The 21,022-nt window shown below is 62.1% G+C and carries 11 protein-coding genes; 5 read left to right on the top strand and 6 right to left on the bottom strand.

Features of this window, described 5'->3' with window-relative positions:
* The 5 genes from AC5RVD_RS07930 to AC5RVD_RS07950 all read right to left on the bottom strand — a co-directional run bounded on the left by AC5RVD_RS07930 (position 1) and on the right by AC5RVD_RS07950 (position 11,013).
* Entirely contained in the window at positions 1–4,035 is a 4,035-nt protein-coding gene (locus AC5RVD_RS07930; protein WP_494126598.1) for an Eco57I restriction-modification methylase domain-containing protein, read from the bottom strand.
* Positions 4,025–7,231, bottom strand: coding sequence for a DISARM system SNF2-like helicase DrmD (gene drmD, locus AC5RVD_RS07935; protein WP_494126599.1), 3,207 nt, complete (start codon positions 7,229–7,231; stop codon positions 4,025–4,027). The genes AC5RVD_RS07930 and drmD overlap by 11 nt, the downstream gene beginning before the upstream one ends.
* A gap of 62 nt (positions 7,232–7,293) precedes the next feature.
* Positions 7,294–8,451, bottom strand: a complete 1,158-nt coding sequence (locus tag AC5RVD_RS07940; protein WP_494126600.1) for a DNA cytosine methyltransferase — start codon at positions 8,449–8,451, stop codon at positions 7,294–7,296.
* A 334-nt stretch (positions 8,452–8,785) separates the two neighbouring features.
* Positions 8,786–8,917, bottom strand: a complete 132-nt coding sequence (locus AC5RVD_RS07945) for a DUF559 domain-containing protein (RefSeq protein WP_494126601.1) — start codon at positions 8,915–8,917, stop codon at positions 8,786–8,788.
* 1,415 nt (positions 8,918–10,332) lie between these two features.
* The gene (locus tag AC5RVD_RS07950; RefSeq protein ID WP_494126602.1) at positions 10,333–11,013 is read right to left on the bottom strand and encodes an NUDIX hydrolase; all 681 of its coding nucleotides are present in this window, start codon (positions 11,011–11,013) and stop codon (positions 10,333–10,335) included.
* Positions 11,014–11,140: 127 nt separating this feature from the next.
* On the opposite strand from AC5RVD_RS07950, the gene AC5RVD_RS07955 reads away from it, so the two are divergent.
* The 3 genes from AC5RVD_RS07955 (at position 11,141) to AC5RVD_RS07965 (ending at position 14,327) form a co-directional block, all read left to right on the top strand.
* Positions 11,141–12,031, top strand: coding sequence for an ARPP-1 family domain-containing protein (locus AC5RVD_RS07955; RefSeq protein ID WP_494126603.1), 891 nt, complete (start codon positions 11,141–11,143; stop codon positions 12,029–12,031).
* Positions 12,032–12,108: 77 nt separating this feature from the next.
* Complete coding sequence (locus AC5RVD_RS07960) at positions 12,109–13,593, top strand: ADP-ribosylglycohydrolase family protein (protein WP_494126604.1); 1,485 nt, start codon at positions 12,109–12,111, stop codon at positions 13,591–13,593.
* Positions 13,594–13,805: 212 nt separating this feature from the next.
* A complete protein-coding gene (locus tag AC5RVD_RS07965; RefSeq protein ID WP_494126605.1) occupies positions 13,806–14,327 on the top strand; it encodes a TY-Chap domain-containing protein in 522 nt (173 codons plus the stop codon).
* Between the two features lie 192 nt (positions 14,328–14,519).
* On the opposite strand, the gene AC5RVD_RS07970 is transcribed toward AC5RVD_RS07965, so the two are convergent.
* On the bottom strand, positions 14,520–15,359 hold the full coding sequence (locus AC5RVD_RS07970) for a hypothetical protein (protein WP_494126606.1): 840 nt from the start codon (positions 15,357–15,359) through the stop codon (positions 14,520–14,522).
* Positions 15,360–15,552: 193 nt separating this feature from the next.
* Between AC5RVD_RS07970 and AC5RVD_RS07975 the strand changes: the two genes are divergently transcribed.
* Complete coding sequence (locus AC5RVD_RS07975; protein ID WP_494126607.1) at positions 15,553–19,062, top strand: TM0106 family RecB-like putative nuclease; 3,510 nt, start codon at positions 15,553–15,555, stop codon at positions 19,060–19,062.
* 9 nt (positions 19,063–19,071) lie between these two features.
* Positions 19,072–20,787, top strand: a complete 1,716-nt coding sequence (locus AC5RVD_RS07980; protein WP_494126608.1) for an NERD domain-containing protein — start codon at positions 19,072–19,074, stop codon at positions 20,785–20,787.
* The last annotated feature ends 235 nt before the right edge of the window (positions 20,788–21,022 follow it).

Genomic DNA, 21,022 nt, shown 5'->3' on the forward strand with positions numbered 1-21,022 from the left:
TTAGAACATCGCTCCTTCTGGGGCGGTCTCCGGATCAAGGTCGAGCTCCATCGGGACCAGCGGCTTGCCGCCGTTCTGTGCCTCCAGCGCCGCCCGGCGATGATTCTCCTCAAGCAGCCGGTCGAGAATCTCGACACGGGCGGCCGGATCAACTATGAACCGAGGTATCTCCCGATAGGTGAAATAACCGTGACGAAGGCTTATGCCTTCCCACCCAAACGCTTCAACGACGGCCCGGTCGATTTCAATGTGGATGTCTCTCATGTGAACGACATCGGGGTCGGAGTTATCGGGGTCATTGACTTTGTTATAGAGCGAGGTTAAGCCAAGGTTGCGTCTGGTCATGATTTCCTTGCGGGATTCATCCAGGTGCCGTCCCGCGATACGCAGCCGCGAGTTGGCCGGGGGGAGAGGAACAGTCTCGAAAACTTCGGACGGCACGTAGCGCACAGTGTTGCCGAGGGTCGAGCTATATCTTTGTGCCCAGAGATAGTGAATATTCGAAGACAGGAACGCAAAGAGCTCGTCGCTCTCCGAAGCGAACACGACGGTCGCCTCGCTGGCCACTTCCGTGGATGGTCGGAACAGAGGCATGACCGCTTTGCTCACACGCGCGAGTGTGATTACCCGGTCCAGGTTAACAACGGCCTGCTGGAGAGCAGGCCGTCGCTCTGCGAACTGCCACCACCTCTCCCTGTACACCTTGCGATTGTTCTTCGCGCGTTCTGGGCGGACTTGTTCACGGACCCACTCAAAAGGCTCCGCGTACTGTCTGGATCGAGCTTCGTCCCAGTTGCGGAAATCGATGACCCATCGGCTGGGAGAAGTGTCAGGACGACTCGCGATGTCATCGCCGTTAAGGTAAGGCCTGATCACATCAGCATTGGCAGGGTCGGCAGCTATCATTTCGCTGGCCTCTCTGTCGTCGAGCACGAAGCCCTTGCCCAAAACATAGACGCCAATGAATGACACTCCGCGGTTGCACCGCAGACGTCGAGGATCACCGCTTGTTCGTCCTTCGGGTTCCAGCAGAGACGAAATGCGTCCAACGAGAACCCCATCTGCAAGGGACCGACACGTCTCTCCCAATTTCGCAGATGTTCCCCAGACTGCCGCGTATTTCAGGTTTGCGCTGCGAGAGGGCCATTCTGCGGTGCGAACGCTCCGAAATATGGCGAGGCCACGGTCGACGAGGCTCCCGAGCCCGACCTCTCTTGTAGACCCCTGGGCGACCGTATTCGTCGCGATGAGACCCAGAGTGCCGTGACCGTATCGCAAAAGGTCATAAGCCCGTATGAAGAAGTAAGCCACCATGTCCGCCACACCCCGAGCGCCGCTGGCCAACTGCTCGACATACCAGTCCCTAACGTTTTCTCCAACCCCGCCTGTGAGTTTCGGACCACCAAGGAATGGCGGATTGCCGATGATCGCATCGAAACCGCCGTGGTCCACTACTACGTCTGGCGCCTCGATCACCCAATGGAGAGGCTTCCAACGGGCTTCGCCGGTATCCACTGTGGGTGTCAGGCCCGCTGCAAGTATCGTGTCAAGTCGTCTGCGGTCACCGTCAACACCGCCTTGGGGGAAAGCAGCGTAAAGCGCGTCTGCTAGATCCTCATACCGGGCTTCAAGCGCTCGTCCCGGTTTGCCACCCTCAAGCAGCCCGGCCGCGATGATGCCGTCGGCGACATCGCGCAGCCTGGCCGTCACCTCACGGGACTCCTCCAGGAGCTTCCGCTTGGCGCGAGTGGAACGCATTCGGTCGGCGTCGTCGACCTGGCCGCTGGAGAGCTCGCGACGGAGCTGCGCAGCGCGAGCGAGGTCGCTGTCGACGTCGAGTTGCAGGAGCTTTCTCTGGAGTAGTCGACTGCGGCTGGGGTCGATATGCTGTGCGCGGAGCTGCCGTTCAGTGGTGACGCCGAGCAGTGAGTTCCCATGGAACACGCGGTCGTCAACGAAGGAAAATGGTTTGCCGGGGTCCATAGAGACGAGCCAGAGTGAAAGCTTGCACATCTCGACGGCCATGCCGTTGATGTCGGCGCCGTAGAGGCAGCGAGCAACGACTTCACGGATGGCCCAACGCTTAGCGTCTTCGTTGGCGGCAGCGCCCAGCCCCTCTTTCGAGCGGGCTTCGATGAGGCGTTCCGCGAGGTATCGAGCGGCGGCAACGAGGAACGCGCCGGAGCCGACGGCGATATCCGCAACCTTGAGGTTGAGGATCTCAGTGGGGCTCTTCAGGACCCAGTCGTCCCGGTTCTCGGTGTCGAGGGGACCCGGCGAGAAGACTAAGGGTTCGAGCGCGTGGAGGACGACGTCTTCTGCGAGTGACCGAGGAGTGTAGTGGGTTCCCGTGTTGGCACGCTGGGGAGACTCGGTCATCACAAGCCCTCCCGCTGGAACCACGTAAGGGAAGTCACGAAGATCGTTGCGGATTAGGGCGTGCAGTGGCGCGAGTCGGTCGGTCAGCTCGGTATCTCCGAGCAGCACGAAGCCGAGGCGGGTGCGGGCGTCGGCGGTATCCGATTCGTCGTCCGCCTCGAAGGCTTTCGCGATCTGGCGTGCTGTAGCGGGTTTCGCATTGGGTTGGGTCTTGCCCAGATGGTCGATGAGTCTCTTGGCAAAGTCTGCTCCGGTCGCCGCGGCATCGGCAATCGTGCACAGCTCGGTCAAAGCGATTTCAGGCTCGTACCCACTCTTGCCTTGCAACCCGACGACCACGTCTCGGGTGTATTCGGCCGAATAGCCGAGCAGTCCCTCGTAGACGTAGCCGATCTGTTCGACGTCGAGGTCGCGAAACGACAGCTGTCGGGCTTCGCCGCCTACACGTGCGATCTGAACGGCCTTGAGTACTTGGAGCATGACTCGGTCGGAGACGCGAACGGAGAGCTGCCCCTGCGCGTTGGTCGTCCGTAGCCACGGGAATCGGGCCGGGTCGAACAGCGACCCACCGTACGCCGGCATTCGGGTGTCTTCGAAGGTGGCGCCCGAGTAAATCGCGGTGCTGGCGGCGAGTAGGCGGTGCCAGGTTTCCCATGTGTGGTCGAGTGCTTCTTCGGTGTCGTTCTGTGCGTGGTGCTCCAGGTCGACGCGCACTCCGGAAATGGCGTACGAGTCGCGGTACATCTGGTGTTGCGGCAGCAGGGCGCGTTCCTCAGCGAAAAGGAGGAATACGACGCGCATGAGCACGGATACGGCGGCCTCGTACACCTGCTGGCTGTCGTCCGGGAGGGGGGATTCATCCCCGTTCCCGATGGCCCGCAAATGCGACTCGGACATGGCCTGGAGGACGAGCTCGACCGCGCGACGGACCTGGTCGCCCAGGGCCTCGGTGATTGCCTCGGCGCTGGCGACGCTGAGCTCGAACAACTTCGGCAGACGCTTCTCGATGGCGCCGCCAGCGAGCGAGACCAGGCCGGCGAGGGCGAGAAACGCGTCCCGGCTGTCCCGCTCCTCACGCCAGATGAGCGAATCGAAGACGCCGCTCGCTGTCGTAACGTCCCGGACAGCGGAGACAATGCCCCACCAGCGGCCGTCGGTGACGAGCCCGACACTGACTTTCGCTTCGCGCAAGAGGGCAGCGGTTCGGTCGATGGCGTCGGCGGCCCAACCATCGGCGCCGGTTCGTCGGAGATCGTCGGTTGGGTCGACGACTACGACCAGCGCGGCTGGCCCCTCGCCTGTATCCAGCGCCGCCCAGGGGCGTACGGTCACGTCCCCATCAGGCGAACTGGCGCCGATCGTTGAGTCCGGATGCCCGTCAAGGTAGTCGCCCCACTGCAGTAGGTCGCGCAGGACGGCGGTGACCCAGCGGTCGCGCCACGCGAGATCTTTAGCGGCACCTGGCTGGCCTTGTCGGGCGGTCCACGCCTTTGACCAGACCGTGTGCTCGTAAGCGAAGGTGCTGTTGACGTCGTCGATGGCGTTGTACGGCCGGTCAAGACCAGTCGGGAACACCGATTTGAGGGCAGCGCGCGAAAGGAATGGTCCATCAACGTCGACGAGAGACAGCCATTCCCAAGGGTCCTTAATTGCCATGGTTCTTTCCCAGTCTCTCTGCATCGGCCGGGCTCAGTGCGAACACGACCGCGGCGACGAATGTGTGCGGTTGCAGGTTGGCGTAGCGCCTAGACACGGCGTCCCGCTCATCGCGTTGTTCCTCGGCGAGGGCGTCGAGGCGCCGCCTGATGTTTGTCAGGTCCTTCTCGCGCTGGCGCTGCTCCTCATGGAACAGCATGTCTTCAAGCTCGCGTTTGCGCTCTTCGGCGTTGTCGAGTGTGTTAGCCAAAGTCAGGCGGAATCGGGCGAAAACCTCGTTCACACGTTCGAGATCGGCGGCCTTGCGGTTGACGAGGTCCTGCTCGATCCCGCTGCGCAGCCTCTGAGCCCGGGAGGCGACGGCGTCGGCCACGCGCTGGCGAATGCCGCCGTCGTCGGCGCCGTCTACGTTCCAAAGATCGGCCAGTCCGGCGAGCACGCCGGGGGCGGGTGACGTCAACTTCTCGGCGTCCAGTGCTGTGACCAGAAGGTCCTCCGAGCGTTCGACGCCTAGTTCCTGGCGTCGAGTGAGACGGGTGCCGGCAAGGAACACTTCTTCGTGGAGGCGAGTGCCGCCGTCGCCGACCACGACCAAGCGTGCGACGCCGGCGACGAACGACTGCTCCAGCCCGTCGACTACCACGGCGCTCACGCCATGAATGTGATTTGAGCGGGTCCAGATCTGGCCGCGCAGTTCACGCGCGGCGCGCTGGATGAGCGGGTGTCCCAAGTGGGCGTAGACGATGTCGGTGCGACCCTTCGCCTCGTCACCGTCAAAGGTGATTGGGCGTGCCAGATCCGGGCGCAGACGAGTGCGCAGCCCCTCCAAACCCGGCGTCCAGGTCCGGTCGAGTCCGGACGGCAGCGCGTAGAGGTCGGCCTGTTCGTCGTCGTCGACCACACCAATGAGGCCCGGCTGACCGGACACCCGCAGCCCAGTCTCCAGGACGCGGCGCAGATTGCGGTCATGCAGGTGAAGGCGGTCACGGGAACTCTCAAGCCTGTCGGCAAGGGAAGTTAGTTCACGGCGGAGATTGTGTTCGCCTTGCATGGCCGTCTGAATGATCTGCTCGCCGGAGCCCTTGACTAGTTTCGGCCGGGCAGGCAGATCTCCGTAGCCAAGAGTTCGCTGGATATCGGGATCAATGATGTCGCCGGCGGACCCGAGGTCTTCCTGCACTTGTGAGATCTTGCGGGCGACGCGGGAAAGATAGTCGGTGTCCCTGGCGTAGTTCGAGGACGTGGCCGACTTGTCTTCCGGATCTGGGTGGTAAATCTGCGGGCGTTCGGTCTGCCCATAACGGTCGATGCGGCCGATGCGCTGCTCAAGGCGGTTGGGGTTGAAGGGGATGTCGAAGCTGACCAGACGGTGGCAGTGTGTCTGCAGGTCGATGCCCTCACCTGCGGCGTCAGTCGCGATGAGGATCCGCACGGGGTCCTTGGAAGGGTTCTCGGTGAAGCGCACGCGGATGAGTTCGCGCTCTTCGGCATCGGTTGAGCCCTCGATCACCGCGAGACGGTCGCCTCCGAGGTCAAACGCATTGAGGATGTCGCGAATCCAGTTGAGCGTGGAGACGTACTCGGTGAAGATGACGAGGCGTTCGTTCAACCACGTTCCGTCGGGAGTGAGCAGCTGACCCCGGATCAGGTTGATGAGCGCCTGAAGCTTCGTGTCAGGCAACGAGGCGTAGCGCCAGCCCCAGGCGATGAGCCACTCAAGGTCCGCGACGTCTTCATTGGTCAGCGGGACCTGTGCGCGCTGTGCCATGCGGAGTGCTTCAAGCTCAGGCTGCTCCAGGCGGCCTTCTTCTTCCTCGGAGGCTTCGTCGCCGAGCACCTCGTCGTAGTCAGGCAAGTCGATGTCGTCGTCTCCACGCAATCGGGTGGCGAGATACGTTTCGGCGGTCGAGGCGAATGCTGTGGGCGAAGAGAAGAACCGCTTCTTCAGGATCAGAGTCGCGAGGTCTGCGGCGCGCTTGCCCTTCTCGGCTTTTACGGCCGAGTTGCGCCGTTTGGTGAACGCGATCAGCCGGTCGTAAGCCTCAGACTCGTCGTCGGAGGGCTGGAACAGCAGGGCGTGCACTTCGCGCAGCTGGAAGCCCTCATCAGGAAGGTCCTTCTTTAGCCGGCGAACGGCCACTTCGCGGAGCGCCTTGGGATCGAGATCCGCGCCGCGCGCGAAGCGCTGCGGGTCGACCATCTCCATGAGTGCCGTGAACGATTCGGTGTAACCGTTGTGCGGGGTGGCGCTGAGGAAGAGCCGGTGCTCGCAGCGTCGCGCGAGTTCGCGGACGGACACCGTGCGCTGGCTGTCGATGGCGTAGCGGCTCTTGTTATTGCCGCCTCGCGAGGGCGTGGCCGGGGCAACGTGGTGGGCTTCGTCGACGATTACAACATCGAAGGCGTACCGGTCCGCAACACGCTTGTCGTCGGCACGGGCGTAGACGTCCCGGAGGAGTCGCTCGGCTCGCGGCGACGGCAGCCAGGACATGGAGACGATCACCCGGGGGAACAGGATGAATGGGTTCGCGTGTACTCCGAAGCGTCGCCGGAAGTCGCGCATGGTGTTGGAGTTGACGATTTCGAAGCCCAGGCCGAACTTGTCGCGCATCTCCTCTTGCCACTTGATGACGAGGCCGGCCGGGCACACGATGATGACGGATCGGGCTCGATGGCGGAGCAGTAGCTCCTGCACCACCAGTCCTGCTTCGACGGTCTTGCCGAGACCGACGTCGTCGGCCAGGAGGAGGTTCGCTCGAGGCGCTTCCAGCGCACGACGGAGTGGCTCAAGCTGGTAGGCCTCGATGGTTGCGCTGCTGCGGAACGGGGCTTGTAGCGTCCGGGCGTCCGCCGAGGTCAGGGCACCCCAGCGGAGGGCATCGACGTAAGCAGCGAAGGTGGTCGGATCGTCGAAATGATCTGGGTCGACTTCAAGCGGGAGGCCCTGGTCCAGAATCACACCTCGCCCGGGTTCAAGCTGCCAAATGGCCGTCATCTCGCGGCCGTAGTGCTCTTCCTCGATCGACTGGAGCGACACTGCGTGCTGGAGTTCGGCCTTGCCGTCGTCGGCGCTTGACCTTTCTAGGGCCTGTGCCGCGACGTCGGTGACGATCCATTTTGAACCTCGAACCGTGACCAATTGACCGACCTCAGGCAGCTCGTCGTGAACTGCCGACGCCGCAGGCGCGACTGTCATCTATGCTCCCCCATTAGAGATTTTGTTGATACTCCCACTATTTATACACACAAGCCCCGACATCACAGGGACGCGTACTCCGTCAGGTCTCGCATGAAGGAGTCTGGGTAGCGAAGATTGCTTCTTAACAGTCGCAACGCAAACCCCCGCGTGGCCTTGGCAGAGAGAGCGTTTGAGCCCCTTTCCTTGAGGAGCCTATGAAGAGTGAAGGTTCGACTTAACGCGCCCGTTATCGGATATTCAGATGCTGTAAGACAACGAACATGCCCGTCGATGGACGTTCCCGCCGTACCCCAACCGTGTTTCACATCGAGTGCCATCATTAAGTCGACGCCGCTCAACTGGTCGTAATCTCGGAGGCCCTCTGCGATCCACTGCACGGCCGGGACAGCCACTGCGTTGCCGACCAGTTTCCACCGATCCCGTGTAGGCGCAGCGCGGGTCCAGCGTGGGCGGAATCCTTGGAGGGTCTCCAGAGATTCAATGGACGGCGTCCTGAACCGCAATTCGATGGGCTGTCCCGGCAGCCAGACAGCAGGGGCGGAGGGTATTCCGGCGGTCGTCGATCCCTTGATTGTCGGCACAATGCCGTTACCCCAACCGACGCCTCGATTTCCCTCGGTCCAGTAGAAGCCGTGCGCCTTGGCAATTCGACCCGTAGCGCTCTGTTTGGCATCTGAAGCCACTGAATAATCCCGAAACAGAACACGTTCCGGATCCTGGTGGCGGCTGGCAAGGATGAATACACGCTTCCGCCGCTGGGCTACGCCAAAATGTTGAGAGTCGAGCACGCGATAACACCAGCGGTAGCCGGCGTCGCTAAGCATGCCTCCGATTATCGCTATTGCTTCACCTCCCTTGAGGCGCAGCATGTTCGGAACGTTTTCCAGCAGGACCCACTCGGGTTGCTGCTTCTGGATTGCGCTCAGGACGCCAATGATGAGGCCAGAGGCATCTCCGGCTATGCCAGCAAGTCTGCCTGCCGGCGAAAGGTCCGTGCAAGGGAACCCAGCGGTAACTATCTCAGCGTTGTGAAGGTCGGGGCGCAGTCCTCGTACGTCTTCGAACAGTGTGGCTGACGGAAACCGTGTTGTGAGAACGGATTGCGCCGAGGGCCAGTTCTCGTAGGAGAACACGCTTCCAGCGAACCCGGCATTGTGGAAGGCCCGCTCGAACCCACCGATGCCAGCGAAGAGGCTAAGGATCGGGGCATCACGCATGCTGGACCAATCCACGGGAGGCTGCTCTTCTCCAGCATGATCGCTCGGAAGCCGTGGCCTCAATCGCTCTACGCCATCCCATGGAACCAGTCATCCTGGAGTGAAAGTTCCGGCGCCCTGCTGCAACCTTGAAGGACGACGGACTCGACACGGATTGCTCCTACTAGCTTGAACTTGCTTGCCTAATGACGATAGCGGAAACCGTGCGAGAACTCGAGCCAAGTCGCCACCGTCAAGCTTAGGAATAGCAAGCGCTAGCGACAGAGTAGTGGGGATCGTCGTCGCGGTCTGACCAGGAGGCCCGGATAAATCAGGGCGGATGTCCGGTCCGCCGCTATTCGACGGTTTCACGGATAGTCTCGGCGACCCTTGTCGCGGGGTCGTGGCTCCAAAATCGCAGGACGGTCCAGCCCGCAGCTTCCAGGAGTTCGGTAGTCTCCCTATCCCTTTGACGGTTGCGCGCCATCTTTTGCTGCCAAAGTCGACGTTTGATTTTGGTTCCCTGTGATGCTCGGGACAACCATGCCAAAAGCACCCATCGGTGAACACGGCAACGTTGATCCGGAGGAAGACCATGTCGGTCGTCCGTCGCAAGGTTAGTGGTCGTTTTGATGCCAACGCGATACCGCAGCCCGAGTGCGTGGGCGTCGCGCCTTACCTAGAGTTCCGGAACCGTGTCTCGGGACTTGTTGCTCCGCATCACTCTGCGGGTGGCAGGCGTGCTTGCCCATGAACAACCGCCCATAAGCACAAAATACCGCTTATGAAAGGGCCCTGAATGCCTGACCTCTGTTCGTCACGGAACTATTCAACAAGGAAACGGCGGTGGTCAGCCACATCCGGGGGAGCCAAGGCGCAATCCGTGCAGAGTGGCTTTAGCCGTACATGAGCGGCAAGGGGATCGGCATACGAACTATCCGATCTACACCGTTCCCCTTTCGAAACGTCGGCATTTCTAGCTAAAGCTGGCTTTAGAGGTATGAATAACAGGGGGACAAGTCGGCAGAACTAGTTAGCAGCCAATCAACAGGTATTGATTCGCCCGCTGCCTCGCCTAGCCACTGTCGAAGACACGTGTGTATGAATAGAACGAATGAAACAGCCAAAAATCCCGTTAGATGAAGGTGCTGAGCAGACCGACGCTATTACCTCATCCGCCGGAAGGAAATAGTCTTACCTGACGAATATGACTTGTGCTGCAGTTAAGTTTCAGTGGTGTGATGTAACTTGAGAATGGCAAATCGGGTCTAGCGCCGTCGCCGTCCCATACCTCCGAAAGGAATGGATATAGTTGGGCCTCCGCGCCCCCAGTCCTGACCGGCTTGGTCCCGCCTTAGCAGTTCTTCATCCGTACACGTGTCATATTGGCCTGAATTCACAAATCTTTGGCCAGGGACCCATATAGGATCAGGCGGTGCGGATTCCTGCGGAGCGGCCTCATGTTTGGCCGGTTCCTCGCCCAGTTTGCCGGAAACCACCAGCGGTTTACTAGGCTTCGCTGGCGTCTTCGGCTTCTTCTTGGGTAATTTCCTGGCCACGACTCCTGCACCCGGACAGTACATTACGCCTTCACGAAAGTGATCGGGAATTTTCCGGGCTCCTGCGTCGACTCGAAACTCTTCTCCACAGGCCGGACAATATCCTTGACGAAAAGTGCTCATGCCACTCCCTGGTGTCGCGTCTCGGAATCTGGCTCGCGTCATGTCGACCTGCACTGCATCTCAAATAGAGCATCGTGAGCACAGCCTCGCCGTAACGTATGCGGAATTTACCATAAGCAATTGACTCTGGCTAGCATCCAATACAGCTGTGATTATATGCCCAAGGCAGACCGTTTCGCTTGACGTGGTCCGCCTATGGCCGGGGATACCGTCCATAGTTTTATGGACGCTGCCACAATCTCGAAGGTCGGCCGCGGCCGCCGCCGGTCATCTCGCCGGTGGGCACCAGGATCGGCTCCATCTTCCGCCGGAACCTGTCCCGGTCCTGCGTCTCCCGTTGCATCACGTCATGCAGGTCGCGGAGTTCCCGCAGGGTAAATGGCCTTGTCAACAGCCCGGCGGGATCCGGCTGGTCGGTATATTCTTTGGCGACCTGATCCAGCGCCTTGCCCACGATGGCAGGGTGGTCGAACGGAAGCTGCAGCCCGCCATCGTTCGCGCCTGGCAAAGCCAGCTCGTCCACGGGAACCAGGCGGACGACGTCGCAGGCTACGGCCGGCTTGAGCTGCTCCTGCGGCACCACGTCCACGTGCGCCACGGACAGCACCCAGCCGCGGGGGTCGCGCCCGGGGTCGTCAAAGACCTGCAGCTGCTTCGGAGTGCGGCCGGTAATGCCGGCTTTGACCCGCAGGGAGCGCAGCACGGCTTCCGCCAGCCGCTCCCCCGGATGCAGGAAGGTCCCGGGCAGCGCCCAGCCGGACCTGGACTCTGTGCTGGCCACCACCAGGACGCAAAGCCGGTCTTCAAAAACTGTCAGCAGCGCGGTGTCTACTGCCACCGAGGGGCGAGGGTGGTCGGTCAGGGTCTTGGCTGCGTCGTCTTTTGTAGTCACAGGAACCATTAAATGCGCTATTGCCAAAAGTCGCCACCTTGCTCTATAGTTGATTTAGTGCGAAAGCGCATTAAGTCAGAATCGGCTGAACCGCCCGGGTGAACCGAGGCTGTAAGGCGGAAGATTTGGGGGACGCATGAAGATTGGACAGCTACACATCGGCAGCGGCAGCCAGCTCGGTCCGCTCACACTGTTCCCGGTCTGGGCCGAGTGCCGGGGCACGGTTGGCCTTGCCACCGGGGCTGCCGCGAACCTGGAGGTCACCGAGCTCGCCTCAGGCCCGCAGGTCGGAAAGCTAACCGTCACCAACCGGGACACCAAGCCGGTACTGCTGCTCGAAGGCGAACTGCTCGAGGGCGGACACCAGCACCGTGTCTGCGCCCGGGACGTGATCCTGGATCCGGGAGAGACCCGGGACGTGGACACCTACTGCGTTGAACACGGCCGCTGGGGCGGCGCATCCGGTCACAGCCGCTCCGCCCGCCGCGCACCGCTGAACGTCAGGGCCGAGCTGCACCGGGCGGACCGAGGCGCGGAAACCCAGGGTCGTGTTTGGGAAAGAGTGGCGCGTTACCAGGGGCTGAACACGGTTTCCGACTCCGATTCCTTGGTCCACCACCTAGACGCCGCGCGGTGTGCAAGCCCGGATCTGGAACGGCTGCCCCGGCCGATCGACAGGCAACGCGGCGTCGTCGTCGGTTTTGGCGGCAAGGCGCTGATGCTGGAGCTGTTCGGCAGCCACAAGCTGTTCCGCAGCCACTACCGCTCCATGGTGGAGGCGGCGTGGCTGGACATCCAGCTCACCGCCGGCGCCCTGCCAGACGTCAGGACTCCGGCGCAGTCCGCGCGGGATTTGGCTGTACGGCTGATGGAGGTCCAATTGCCGCCGCTGCCCCATGGCTTCGCCCACAGCTTGGGACCGGTCACCGTCAGCGGCATCACCGCCCTAGAACCCAAGTACGGACAGGATCCGGCCCTCGCGCATTTGAGCGGCTGGGACACTCGGCACCCGATGATGACTGGCTGACTCTCATCGCTAGCTAGCAAGACCCGCACCGCAGACACCGCTCCAGCTCACCCGCTACCCGCCCTTTGGAGGCATACATGAACCTTTCTTCTGCCCAGAATGACCGCGCCGCCGGCGTTCTCGTCGCCCAAGCCGCCGGCGACGCCTTGGGTGCCGGCTACGAATTCGACGCCCCGATGCCGGAAGGCACCCCGGTTGCCATGATCGGCGGCGGCCCCTTCGGCTTCGAGCCGGCCGAATGGACGGACGACACGTCCATGGCGCTGGCCATCGCCGAGGCACTGCTCGACGCCCCGGGGCATACGCTCGACGGCGCAGCCAAGGACGCGGTCGTCCGCGGCTGGGCAGACTGGGCGCGCGACGCCCGGGACGTGGGCGTCATGACGTCGTCCGCTTTGAACGGTGCCCAGCGCCTGGCCGCAGCCGCTGGACGCACTGCGCCGAACGCTGCGGACGCTTTGGCCTCCGCCGAGCAGGTGCATGTGAACACCGGCCGCTCCGCCGGCAACGGCTCGCTGATGCGCACGGCACCCCTGGCCTTGGCCTATCTTGACGCATCGCCGCAGGAACTGTTCGATGCGGCAGCAGAGCTGAGCGCCCTCACCCACTTCGATCCGGAGGCCGGCGAGGCCTGCGCTCTCTGGTGTGTGGCCATCCGCCGGGCCGTGCTTACCGGCAAGCTGGACGTCCGCGCCGGACTGTCCCTGCTGCCTGTCGATCGCAAGGCCGTTTGGCTCGAACGCATCGAAACGGCCGAGCGCAGCCGCCCGCGAGACTTCACCCGTAATGGCTGGGTGGTCGAGGCGTTCCAAGGGGCTTGGTCTGCCATCACGACGACGGCGGACGCAGCTTCCGGCCCGGCTCACCTGCGTGCCGCCCTGGAAGAGGCCGTCCGCGGGGGCAACGACACGGACACCGTGGCCGCGATCGCCGGCGGGCTGCTCGGAGCCACCTACGGCTACACCGCGGTACCGTTCGAGTGGCGCCGGAACCTGCACGGCTGGCCGGGCTACAACGCACGGGACCTGCTGCGCGTCGGGTTCCAATTGGCCCGCGGCGAGGGACGGACGCCCGGCCGCTGGCCGGACGTGGAAACCTTCGACAACTCGGGGTGGATCAGTTCCTCCCGAATCGAGGTGGTGGAACACCCGCTGGATCCCGGCGTGCTCCTCGGCGGCGCGCCGGCTCTGGCCCGGGACGACTACGACGCCGTCGTTTCCCTCTCCCGCGTCGGTACGCAGGACGCCCGCGTTCCCGCATCGGACCATGCAGCGTTCATGCTGCTGGACGAGGCTGCCCCGGAGGCCAACGCCCATCTGGAGTTCGTGCTGCGGGAGGCGGCGGCCGCCGTCGCGCTTTTCCGTTCCGAGGGCAAGCATGTCCTGCTGCACTGCGTGCGGATGGAAAGCCGCACCCCCACCGTTGCTGCCCTTTACGGAGCACTGGCGACCGATATGACACCGCTGCAAGCACTGGGGAAGGTCAAGGAAGTGCTGCCCGGCGCCAACCCGAATCCGCTGTTCATGGCCACGCTGCGCCGGCTCTCCGGGGAGGCAGCATGAAAGCGAACACGGACCCACGGTGCCCACATTGCGGCGGCGAGCGCCCCCAGCATCTCATCCTGCGGAATTACCTTTGCGGGGATTGCCTCCAACGGGCCACAGATGTCCTTGGTCGGAGGGTCATTCTGACCAACGGATTCGAAGAGACGCCACAAGGACTATCGGCCTCGGGTCTAGCTGCCCATCATGAGGACGGCAGCCCGTGTCTGGAGGTGGCGAAGCGTCACACCGCCTACATCGATGGTGTTGCCTACCGTGCCGGCGAAGGACGTTTCGGCGGCACCGTCATGCGGCCCTTCGACGAGCCCGTACCGGCTGCTGCCGAGACCGAGCCCCACCCCGACGAGATGGAAGTCTTCTGGCAGGCCGCGGCCGCGGCAGTGGCTGACGAGATTCGTTGGCTTAAGGACGGAGACTTCGTGATGATCGAATACGGCGAGTCTAGCGACGACGCCATAGCGCCGTACGCCCAGGTCAGATTGCACGAGGACGGTTACTGGTGCGAAATCGTCTCCAACGACTACCTGCCCGGAGATACTTGGCCGCTGCACGGCGATTGGCTGAAGGAGGCCGGCTGGCAGCCACCGGATGCCTACTGTCCAAACTGGAACAGCCTGCGTACGGGGTCTCAAGCCGTTGCCGCCGCCGTGCTCGACGGCCTGCGGCATGGCCGTGCCTGCCCGGATATCAGGATGTTGGACTGGCGGGTGGCGACGGCTCCACCGGAAATGTAGCAACGCCGTCCTCTGGCGCACAGGCAGTAAGCCGTTTGCAGTAGCGAACAGGTCGAGGGCGACGGACGTACGTTTTCACAGGCCCAAGACGTGGTCCCGCGCACCGCAAGTCGTATCGATGCAGTTCGCTGGCCGGTCGAGCCGCTCCATGCGCCCTCTGCCTCGCCGCTGTTGCCGGGGGAGGATTCCAGATCAGAGCATACCCTCGTGCCACCACTCACCTTCTTTGAAATAGTCACCTTTGCAGATGTAATAGCCGAGTGAGGTCTTGGCCTTGAACTTCCCGCAATAAGAGCACTGCCCGGGTTCCTTTGCATCAATTAGCATCTCGAACCGGTTATATCCGAAGTACATTGGGTCGGCCATTTTGCCGCGGCCGTAGAAGCGCTTCAGTTCGTCCTCGGGCACCAGGGCACGAGGCAAGGGCTTGCTGCGTCTCGCCAATAGCTCCCTGCGTTCCTTTTCCTCATGCCGATGCCTGGCGTCTTTCTCCTGCGCAACCTTTTTGCGTCGTGGAGCATCTGCCTCGCGACGCTTTTCTTTCGCTGTCCTTCGCTTTAGGAGGTCATTCCAGGTTTGGGTGATGTCTTGCGAGAACTCGCCGTGTTTCAACGTATGGGTCACATCGGGATAACTTGAACTGATCACGAGGTAACTAGTTCCAGAGGCGGAGCGCATCTTTGTCAGAGTGTTCGGCCCGCGTCCATCCGATTTCCTTTTAGTGACACTGATGACCTCGTCTTTAGGGGACGGTTCGAGGTAGTCGGGATGCTCGTGAGGCGGCAGCGCCTCCAAAAACTCTTGCTCCCATTTTTTTGCGTGCTGGAGGTGCTGTCGTCTTTTGCGCTCCGTCTTGGACTGCAGTTCAGTTGCCAGAAGATTTGAGCTCCGAGAGTACTCCCCCGCTGGAGATATCTGCTTTTTCTGCGCTTTCGAGGGGCTTTGCACGAATTTCTTGGATCCCCTGCCCAACATGATGCAAACGCACAACACCCCTAAGACCGCCACCACCCAAAACACTATGTACTCCATGCGCCACCCCCACGGCTGTCATCGAGGATTTGATGACCAGATTCTATCCTTCCCCCGCGACGGTTTAGCGGTGAGTAGGGCTCTCGATGCGGTCCTACAGGAGGCGTCATTGAGGATAAGCACTGTTTGGCCAGAAGCGGCCCGTAGGATCTAAGAATCGGTCAATGGTGGCCGCGCAAAAGGGGGGAACACCTTGTTTACGTTGGCATCAGCGAACAGCAGCGGAGCAGACGATCTCGTATTTTCCGCCAGCGATCTGGTGGGCTACAGCGAATGCCACTTTGGATTCCTGCGTCGTCTTGATGTCGCACTGAAATGGTCGGAGAAGCCAGTTTTCTTAACCGATGCCATGCTGGAACGCGCCAGCAAACTCGGCGATGTCCACGAGCAGTCGGTCCTTGCGGAGTACCTCAACCAGTACGGGGCTTGGGACGAGACCAATGGGACGGGCGTCTACATCGTCTCTGAGATCTCAGAAGAGGCTCGGAAGGCCGGAACCCGCAACGCTTATGAGGCCAAACACGCCGAAACCGTAGAAGCCCTTAAGTCCGGTGCCGACGTCGTCTTCCAGGCGTCCTTCTTCGACGGCACCTTCCATGGCAAGGCAGATTTCCTGGTCAAGCAGCCCGACGGCTCCTTCGCGGTTTACGACACAAAGCTCGCGCGGCATGCCAAGACCACGGCGCTGCTACAACTGGCCAGCTACGCGGACCAGCTGCTGGAGATCGGTATCAACGTGGCACCCGAGGTGGTTCTGGTGCTCGGCAACCGTCAGGAATCCCGCCATACAGTGGACGACCTCCTACCCGTTTTCCGTGAGCAGTTCGACCGGCTGGTGACCACTGCCCAGCAGCACCGCGACATCGGAACTGTCGCCGAGTGGTTCACCGACGGCCTAATGGTCTGCGGAACGTGCGTCTACTGCAAGGAGGCCATCGGTGCCAAGGACGACCTCTACCAAGTTGCTGGCATGCGGGGCGACCGCCGCCGTCGTCTCCTAAAACAAGGTATCCGCACTGTCGCCGATCTCGCGGCTGCCAATCCCGGCAAGGACCAGTTCCTCGCCCGCCTCGTGGACCAGGCGAAAATGCAGCTTGAGGCCAAGGACGGAGTACCAAGTTTCAGGATCCTCGAAGATCACGCCCTTGGAGCAATCCCCAAACCTTCACCCGGGGACATCTTCTTCGACTTCGAAGGCGATCCCATGTGGCAGGATCCGGACACCGGAGACTGGGGAATCGAGTACCTGTTCGGTGTGATTGAGGCACCTGTCGGCGACGCTCCCGCGCTCTTCACGAAGTTTACTGCCCATGACCGCATGCAGGAGCGCCAAGCGTTCCTCGATTTCGTTGAGTACGTGGAGAAACGGCGTGCGGATTATCCTGACATGCACGTGTACCACTACGCTGCCTACGAGCAGACGGCTCTCAAACGTCTGTCCCATACCTATCCCGGCGGCGAGTTGGCCGTGGACGACTGGCTACGCAACGGTGTTTTGGTGGACCTCTTCACCATCGTCAAGCGCAGCCTCCGCGTTGGCGCGCCGTCGTACTCGATCAAAAAGCTAGAGCCGCTTTATATGGGAGAGGAACTCCGCTCAGGAGACGTGGCTACGGCGACTGAATCAGTGAAGCAGTACGAGGAGTACTGCCGCGCCCGCGCCCTCGAAGACCTCGACGGGGCGGAGGCGATTTGGAAGAACATCGAGGATTACAACCGCGAGGACTGCATCTCCACGTTGCGACTGCGCGACTGGCTGCGCGGTTTAGATGCGGATAGCGAAGGGCACGACGGCGGGGCCACCGACCCGGAGCCGAAACCGCCGACACCACTCAGCGAGCTTGAGCTAACGATGGGCAGGCTGGTCGAGACGCTGCCGGCAGCACCGGAACGGACCGCGGAGGAAGTGGTGTTGACGCTCGTCGAGGCGGCGCTGGCCTTCCATCGGCGAGAGAAGAACACCGCGTTTCGAGAACATTTCGACCGGCTCAACAAAGACGTCGAGGATTGGCAGGACAACCGTAACGTCTTCTTGATAGATGAGTGCGAGGTACTCTCCGATTGGGGGAAAACCGGGAAACAGAGGAGCCTGCGGCGTCGGATACGCGCCACCGGGCGACTAGCCGACGGCTCGCGCTATACGCTGGCCGGCCAGAAGAGGCGGACCGTAAGCTACGTGCGAATCTTTGACATCCCCTGGCCAGAGCGGCTCTCTGACAACCCTGTGCTTGCCCGGAACGCTCGGGCCTCGTTGCAGAACACCGAGATCATCTCAGTAGAACCCGGCGAGGGAACCTCCGCGACGGTTGTCTTCGAAGAAGTGGACAAGACGGGGTACACGGCCCTGCCCATGGCACTCGCTCCTGCCATGCCGCTCCCGACCAACAACCTTGAAGAAGCAATCAATGGGCTAGCTCAACAGCTCGCCGACGACACTTCGCACCTGCCGCGGCATGCAGTCTTTGAGCTCATGCGCCGGCGCTCTCCGAACCATCTTTTTCCTGGAGCGCTCACTCCCCCGCCGAACGGCAACCATGTTTCCGCCATAGTCCATGCCTTGGAATCGATCGAAGACTCCTTCGTCGCTGTGCAGGGCCCGCCGGGCACCGGCAAGACGCACGTAGGGGCACGGGTCATCAAGGCCTTGGTCGACAAGGGGTGGAAGATCGGTGTCGTGGCCCAGTCACACGCCGTCGTGGAAAACTTGCTCGACAGTATCGTTAGCGCCGGGCTCCCTTCAGATCGGGTAATCAAGCAGCCGGAGTCCGACGGAGCACGGGCGTGGACCACAGTGCCGGACGGTGATTCTTTTCGAGCCCATGTCGAGACAGCGGGCGGCCTCGTTGCTGGTGGCACTGCCTGGACGTTCGCGGATCCCAGCATGACGGTCGAATTCGATCTCATGGTTGTCGACGAAGCCGGTCAGTTCTCACTGGCAATGACCATGGCCGCCGCGCATCGTTCTCGGCGGATCCTCCTGCTCGGTGACCCGAACCAGTTGCCGCAGGTCTCGCAGGGCAAGCATCCGGCGCCGGTCAACGGTTCCGCCCTAGGCTGGCTCGCCCAGGGCCACGCGGTGCTGCCTGAACAGTTCGGCTATTTTCTGGAGCGTTCGTGGCGTATGCATCCCGAACTCTGCCGGGTCGTGTCGCGGCTGGCCTACGGCGGCCGCCTACGTTCTGCCGAGGCCGCGTCCGAGCGGCGGCTGGACGGCAAACCGGCAGGACTGCAGACCGTGAACGTTCAGCACAGCGAGCGAACGACTGCCTCACGCGAAGAAGCGGACGAGGTGGTTCGTCAGGTGCGGGCCCACCTCGGGCTCCGCTGGGTGGAGTCAGCTGACGCCCCGCCTCGTCCGCTGGGGCCCGCAGACATATTGGTCGTGGCGGCCTACAACGCTCAAGTTGAACTCATCCGGCAGTATCTCGATGATGCTGGGCTCGTAGATACGAGGGTAGGCACCGTGGACAAGTTCCAAGGTCAGGAAGCACCCGTCGTGGTTGTCTCCATGGCCTGTTCCGAACCTCGCTCGGCATCGCGGGGCATGGACTTCCTGCTGAATCGAAACCGGATCAACGTCGCAGTCTCGCGAGCCAAATGGCGTGCTGTCCTCATCCGCTCCCCCCGGTTGACTCATTACCTGCCGAAGAAACCGCATGCCTTGGCAGAGCTCGGTGCATTCATCGGGCTCGCGGAATCGTAGGCTCGCAACATGGCTAGGTGCATTCCGGAAGAGCCGGAGTTCGGGGACGGGTTTTCGGCGGAGCAGGCGGTCTGGGCAAAGCTGCGGGAAAGCCTGCCCGACGACGTCGTGCTCGCACATTCTGTGCACGTGCGGCACGGACGCGCTGAGCACGAGATCGATTTGTTGGTCCTGTGGCCAGGTGTTGGTCTGGCGGCGATCGAGGTCAAGGGTGGGCTGGTCAGCATTGAGGAGGGGCAGTGGTGGCAGTCGGACAGGGCCGGAAGGCACAAGATCCAGAGCCCCGTCGCGCAGTCGCAGTCCTCGATGCACGCCTTCCGAACGTGGATCGGAGAACAGCTCGGGACCCAGCTGTCGAGCCGCTTCGCGTACATGGTCTGTTTGCCGTACACGAATGTCCCTCAGGACTGGTCGATGGCCGGATGCCCACGCTCACTCGTGCTGGACGCAGACGACCTCGCCAACCTCCCGGAGAAAATTCGGCGGGCCATCGAAACCGAAGGCAGCGGCGCGAGTTCTCTGGCGCCGTCGTACATGGAACGGATCATCGTCCGCCTAACCGGAACCCTGCCCTTGAGCGACAGGGAATCGGCGGAGGCCCAGGAGTTGGAAGACCGCCAGGACCAGCTCACGGAACGACAGTCCGTGCTGCTATCCGCAACCCGTGATCTAACCAGGATCCGGTTTGCCGGCGGGGCAGGGAGCGGCAAGACATGGCTGGCTGTGGAGAAGGCCAAAAGATTGTGCCGGGAACGCAAGAGTGTGGGCCTTTTCTGCTACAACAAGGGGCTCGGGCAGTACTTGCAGGGCCGGACGTCAGGCTGGCGCCAGGCACAGCCGGTGTTCACTGGCGAGTTCCATGAGTACGTGCGCGCTCTTGGCGTTCCGGATGGGTCGGGCCAGGAGTATTTTGATGAAGAGATGCCGCGCCTGCTCAAGGAACTGGCTGCGGACTTGCCGCACGAGCAGAAGCTGGACGCCGTCGTCGTCGATGAAGCGCAGGACTTTGCCCCGCTGTGGTGGGAGGCGCTGCTCGCCTGCCTCAAAGATCCCGAAGCGGGCGAGGCCTATGCGTTCATGGACGACCGCCAGGATGTCTACCGCCGCTGGGCCGGCCCGGGGGCGGACGGAGTGGCAGGCCCGATCAGCAGCTTCGTGCCGATCCACATTGACGAGAACCTGCGCAACACTCGACGCATTGCCGATACTTTCAAGGGTTTCGCCGGAGACTACTTCAAGCCACGAGGTGGTACGGGCCTGCCCGTACGCTTCGTCCAATGCGAAGTTGACGAAGCGTTGGATGTTGCCGGTGACTGTGTCGATGCGCTGATTGAAGAAGGCTGGGCCAACAACCAGATCGCACTATTGACCACTCGACACCGCCATCCGGTGCACCAGGGTTATTTCGATAGTGGCGAGATCGCTGAATACTGGCAGAACTTCCACGCTAATGAGGAAGAGTTCTACGGCCATGTGCTCGGCTTCAAGGGACTGGAGAGGTCGGTGGTTATCCTTTGCGCCAATGGCTTTAAGGAGCTGGATCGTGCGCCGGAGCAGCTCTACGTGGGCCTGTCCCGAGCTAGGAGCCTGCTGGTGGTGGTCGGTGACATGGACTTGCTGGCTGACGCAGGTGGAACGACGCTGGCGGCAGCGCTGAAACGAGCCGAGCCTTGGTCTCCGGCGCTGCCCGACGCTGAAGAGACAACGGTGGATGTCGGACGATGAACCGAACGCCTTCAGAAGGCAAACGGTCTGTGCTGACCGCTAGGTTGGCCGCATGAGAGATTTCAGAAACGGCCCGCTCTGGTCCCGTGTCATGGCCATGCGCGAGGCAGGTGTCCCTATGGACACCGCCGCGGAATTGCTCGACGTCACCCTCGACGAACTGCGTGCTGCCGGAGCAGTGTGGGCCCCCGTTGAGACAAACCCGCCGGTGGTGGCTGGCGACGGTACGACGACG

The sequence above is a fragment of the Arthrobacter sp. THG-b23 genome (assembly GCF_059091265.1).